We start from the raw sequence: 2,414 nt of genomic DNA on the forward strand, positions 1-2,414 counted from the left end.
CAGTCAAATCGACCCATCGCCATCGCCGGACCCTCCTTAAGGGGAATCTCTCCGCCGGTGCCGGAACATGCATATTACATCTATATTTTTACTGTTTTTTAGTAAAGAGCGAGTTGATATTTTCAAGCCGCCCCTGCGTCATACGCATGCCTGAACGATGGGCAAAGAAAAAGCCAGGGCGGGGAGCCCTGGCTAAAACAGCGTTTCGGTCTAAAACAGCCTCTTAGCCGTTCACGTCGACCGTTTCATCAAGCGCATAGCCCGCCGAACGCACAGTGCGAACGATATCGGTTTCGCCCTCGGCATTGAGGGCTTTGCGCAGCCGCCGAATATGCACATCGACCGTGCGCGGTTCGACGTAAACATCGGCCCCCCACACCGCATCGAGCAGTTGCTCGCGGCTGAAAACCCGGCCCGGATGCTCCATCAGATAGCGCAGCAGGCGGAATTCGGTCGGCCCCAAGTGAATATCGCGGTTGTTCCGGCGCACCCGATGGGCGGCGAGGTCCAACATCACATCGGCGAAATTCAGGCTTTCGCCATCGACCGACGGGCGCGTGCGGCGGAGGACGGCTTTAACGCGCGCAATCAGTTCCGAGACCGAAAAAGGCTTGGTCACATAATCGTCGGCCCCGCTATCGAGGCCCCGGATTTTATCGCCCTCTTCCCCTCGGGCCGTCAGCATGATGATCGGCGTGGCCCGCGCGTTCGGAAGACGGCGCAGGCGGCGGCACACTTCGATACCCGAAAGCATCGGCAGCATCCAGTCGAGCAGCACCAAATCCGGGTTTTGCTCGGCGGCGATAATCAGCGCTTCTTCGCCGTCGGTGGCGATACAAACACGAAAGCCCTCCCGCTCCAGATTATAGCGGAGCAGGGTGGCAATCGCGGTTTCATCTTCGACGACCAGCACCAGAGGGGTTACTGGGGACATGCCCTCAATTTCCCTGACTGTCGGCAACGTAGGTTACACCCTTATCGGTCATCGCCGTCATGCTGGACAAATCGCCCTTGGCGCGCTCTTCGTCCGGAACCTTACCGCGCACGATGTAGTAAATCGTTTCGGCGATATTGGTTGCGTGATCGCCGATGCGCTCCAGGTTCTTCGACATGAAGAGCACATGAGTGCAGGCGGTAATATTGCGCGGGTCTTCCATCATATAGGTGAGAAGCTCGCGGAAGATCGACGTGTAGAGTTCATCGACTTCCGTGTCGCGCTCGCGGATGGCGGCGGCCCGTTCGGCATTGCGTTCGGCGTAAGCGTCGAGCACGTCATTGACGATGCTCTGCACGATCTTGCCCATGCGCAGCACGCCCGACGCCGGTTTCACCGACGGCGATACGTTCAGCGCCAGCGTGCGTTTAGCGATATTGGCGGCATAGTCGCCGATACGCTCCAGATCGGTTGCAATACGGAGCGAGGCAACGACGGTGCGCAAGTCCGACGCCATCGGCTGACGCAACGCCAGCATGCGCACAACCTGCTCGTCGATCTCATGGTGCAACGCGTCCACCTTGGCGTCGGCGGTCACGACGGCGGAGGCGAGTTGACTGTCGCGACGGCTCATCGCCTGCATCGATTGGGCGATCTGAGCTTCCACCAGCCCGCCCATTTGCATGATCGACTTATGAAGCGCGCGCAACTCTTCGTCGAAAGACGAGACGATATGTTCATTCGACATGGGAATTTCCTTCTCCCCAGGGGGGTGGCTCAACCGAAGCGGCCAGTGATATAGCCCTGAGTGCGTTCGTCGTTCGGATTGGTGAAGATTTGCGCGGTGTCGCCCACTTCCACCAAATCGCCCAGATGGAAGAAGGCCGTGCGTTGCGACACGCGGGCGGCTTGCTGCATCGAGTGGGTGACGATCACGATGGTGTAATTCGCGCGCAACTCGTCGATCAACTCTTCGATCTTGGCGGTGGCAATCGGATCCAGCGCCGAGCAAGGCTCATCCATCAGAATGACTTCCGGATCGACCGCAATGGCGCGGGCGATGCAGAGGCGCTGCTGTTGGCCGCCCGAAAGCCCCGTACCGCCTTCGTGCAGACGGTCCTTCACTTCTTTCCACAGGCCGGCGCGTTCGAGCGACTTTTGCACCACCGCGTCGGTTTCTTCGCGGGAGCGCACGAGGCCGTGAATGCGCGGACCGTAGGCGACGTTATCGTAGATCGACTTGGGGAAGGGGTTCGGCTTTTGGAACACCATGCCCACGCGGGCGCGCAGTTGCACCACGTCGATATTCGGATCGTAGATATCTTGCTTATCGAGCAAGATCTTGCCCGCCATCCGGCAGCCATCGATCACATCGTTCATGCGGTTCAGCGTGCGCAGGAAGGTGGACTTCCCGCAACCCGACGGGCCGATGAGCGCCGTTACTTCGTGCTCACCCACATCGAGATTGATTTTATTCAGT

At 59.2% G+C, this 2,414-nt stretch carries 3 protein-coding genes; all 3 read right to left on the bottom strand.

The window, feature by feature from the left end; genetic code table 11:
• Positions 1 to 223: 223 nt before the first annotated feature.
• Genes phoB through pstB form a run of 3 tightly spaced genes read right to left on the bottom strand, consistent with a single transcriptional unit; the run spans position 224 to position 2,413 of the window.
• Positions 224 to 934 (bottom strand): phosphate regulon transcriptional regulator PhoB, encoded by a 711-nt coding sequence (gene phoB / locus VZ95_RS17975; protein ID WP_045777080.1) that lies wholly within the window; start codon positions 932 to 934, stop codon positions 224 to 226.
• A gap of 4 nt (positions 935 to 938) precedes the next feature.
• The gene (gene phoU, locus VZ95_RS17980) at positions 939 to 1,682 is read right to left on the bottom strand and encodes a phosphate signaling complex protein PhoU (protein ID WP_045777081.1); all 744 of its coding nucleotides are present in this window, start codon (positions 1,680 to 1,682) and stop codon (positions 939 to 941) included.
• A 29-nt stretch (positions 1,683 to 1,711) separates the two neighbouring features.
• The gene (gene pstB, locus VZ95_RS17985) at positions 1,712 to 2,413 is read right to left on the bottom strand and encodes a phosphate ABC transporter ATP-binding protein PstB (protein ID WP_084627898.1); all 702 of its coding nucleotides are present in this window, start codon (positions 2,411 to 2,413) and stop codon (positions 1,712 to 1,714) included.
• Position 2,414: the final 1 nt, after the last annotated feature.

The sequence above is a fragment of the Elstera litoralis genome, assembly GCF_000963705.1.
Lineage (GTDB): Bacteria > Pseudomonadota > Alphaproteobacteria > Elsterales > Elsteraceae > Elstera > Elstera litoralis.